2 protein-coding genes are annotated in these 2,662 nt (G+C 38.0%); one reads left to right on the top strand and one right to left on the bottom strand.

What is annotated here, in order from left to right:
- Positions 1-369: 369 nt before the first annotated feature.
- A complete protein-coding gene (locus tag RHOW815_RS07765) occupies positions 370-2,214 on the top strand; it encodes an OPT family oligopeptide transporter (RefSeq protein ID WP_215217734.1) in 1,845 nt (614 codons plus the stop codon).
- Between the two features lie 234 nt (positions 2,215-2,448).
- On the opposite strand, the gene RHOW815_RS09455 is transcribed toward RHOW815_RS07765, so the two are convergent.
- On the bottom strand, positions 2,449-2,662 hold a 214-nt coding region (locus RHOW815_RS09455), incomplete at its 5' end, for a transposase (RefSeq protein WP_502757473.1).

Genomic DNA, 2,662 nt, shown 5'->3' with positions numbered 1-2,662 from the left:
TGTTAAGATTAGGAATCTATAAATGAAAGCTTTAAAATAAGGGGTTATGCAAGAAATCTACTCTCAAAAATTTAATTTCGAAAGAAGTCTAATGTATTAATAGGATTATTTGTAGTTAAGGACAGTAAATTTATTAGATCTTTCCACTATTTTATACAGTAAGGCAAAAATACCATCGAATTACAAGCGCCTTCATAGATTTTTTACATGGCTTATTTCTGTAAATAATTATCCTTAATTTGACTATGAAATTCATGGTATTGGTTTTAGGTTATCTTTTCAAGTTTGAAGTGCACAGAAGAATTAAAAAAAGAATAGTAAAAAATCTCTTTCCGCGGCATTTTCAAAAATAAAGAACTCTTCTTTATTATGAAAAATATTACGGAAAAAGCACCTAGAGAATTCACTCTACGCGCCATCTTGCTAGGGATGATCCTTGGATTAGTCTTTGCAGTTGGTAACGCGTATTTAGGTTTGAAAATCGGTACAACTGTCTCTGCTTCTATTCCAGCTGCTGTGTTATCCATGGCTATCTTACGCACTTTTTGTAAAAAGGTATCGATTTTAGAAAACAACCTAGTACAAACCATTGCCTCTGTAGGAGAAGGATTAGCTGCTGGGGTAATTTTTACCGTTCCTGCGCTCTTTTTTTTAGGAGAGCGTTTATCTGCTTGGCGCATTTTTGTATTAGCTGCATTAGGTGGAATTTTGGGTGTGCTGTTTATGATTCCCATGCGCCGTTATATCATTGTACATGAACATAAGAGGTTTCCCTTTCCAGAGGGGACCGCATGTGCTCAAATTCTACAAGCCGGAACCTCTTCTCAGAAAATGGCTTTTTTTGCCTTTTTAGGGATTATCGTAGGAGCTATTCATAAATGCTTTTCTGGAGCTTTTCAACTGCTAAAAGAAACTCCTAAATGGGTTCTGCCTTTTTTTCAAAAAACAGAATTTAGTATGGATTGCACTGCTGCATTACTTGGTGTGGGTTTCATCGTGGGCTCTCGTATTACTAGCTTGCTATTATGGGGAGGGGCTTTAGGATGGTGGATTCTCATTCCTTTAATCCAATTATTTGGCTCTAACCAGACCGTTATTTTCCCAGCAACCATACCTGTTGCACAAATGTCAGCGGAAGAGATTTGGGCAAACTATATTCGTTACATCGGCGCTGGTGCAGTAGCTATTGGAGGGTTGATTAGCTTAATAAAAATTACACCCATTATCCGTAAAACCTTCTCTGTTGGTTTAACGGAACTATTCCAAAGAACTCCTAGAAAAAATATACCAAGAACGGATCGAGATATTTCTCTTCGTTGGCTCATTGTTGGGTCTTTAGCCATTATTATCACTCTTTGGCTTCTCCCTGGATCTGCCATGAATTTAACGACTATCGTACTACTGGCTGTGCTAGGATTTTTCTTTGTAGCGGTTACATCCCTAACAGTTGGTATAGTTGGAAGCACTTCTAATCCTGTTTCTGGTATGACTTTAACAACTCTTCTTCTGACATGTTTAATTTTTGTCGCTATTGGTTGGACAGAGCGCATCTATCTGATTGCTGCATTAACGATGAGTGTGGTTGTCAATATTGCTATTGCTTTAGCAGGCACTACCTCTCAAGATCTAAAGACAGGTTTTTTACTCGGTGCAACTCCTAGATGGCAGCAGATTGCAGAGATTATCGGTATTTTTCTACCAGCCCTTGCCATTGGAACCACTCTATATTTACTAGATCAAGCCTATGGATTAGGCTCTGCGGAGCTACCAGCTCCGCAAGGTACCATGATGGCTTTAATTGCAAAAGGAGTAATTCAAGGCAATATTCCTGTTACCTTAATTTTGGTAGGCGTGCTTTTAGGTTTATCCATGGAACTACTTCGTTTACCTGTTTTGCCTTTTGCTCTAGGATTGTACTTACCCCTTTCTTTGAGCACTGCTATGATGCTAGGAGGAATTGTTTCCTTTTTTGTGAAAAAAAGAGAAAAAACAACGCACATGACCATGGCTTCTGAAAAAGGGATATTAGCTGCTTCTGGCCTTGTAGCAGGAGATGCTTGCACAGGTGTGATCATCGCACTGTTAACGGTACTTGGTATTATCCCTGCAATAGAGCATCCTTTTTTTTCTAATGCAATTAGTTTAAGCGTTTTCCTCCTTCTTGCAGTAGGGCTTGGTGCCATTTGTTTCTATAGAAGAGACAAAACCTCTTGATATATAGTAGTGCCAATTCAAACGGCTAGCTTAATGGGGTTCAAGTCAACGACTTGAAACTTGTCGTTATCCTATATTTTTCTATGCGATTGAATCGGAACCACTATATACTAGCAGGATCTTAGAATTTTTATCATCTTTTTTATTCCAAAGATGGAAATAATAATAACATAATTCCGGCCCTTTCAACCTTGAAGTGCACAAAAAAGAACATATAAATACTTGAAAAAACATCTATTGTGCACCCGAGCATAGCATGTTTGTAGATAATCTCGTAAACACTTCTAGTGGAGTTTCGAAGTTGAGAGCCTTTCTAGGTCTGTTATTTAGTAAAGTTTCCACCCTTTCTATATCCTTGGAAGTCGTATCTAAAAAGCTTTGTGTTTTAGGAAAATATTGCCTAACTAGTCCGTTTGTATGCTCATTTAAGCCTCTTTCCCAAGAATGG

It is taken from the genome of Candidatus Rhabdochlamydia sp. W815 (genome assembly GCF_018642185.1).
Lineage (GTDB): Bacteria > Chlamydiota > Chlamydiia > Chlamydiales > Rhabdochlamydiaceae > Rhabdochlamydia > Rhabdochlamydia oedothoracis.
The sequence above is the reverse complement of the archived record's forward strand: the minus strand, read 5'-3'. Positions and strand labels throughout refer to the sequence as shown.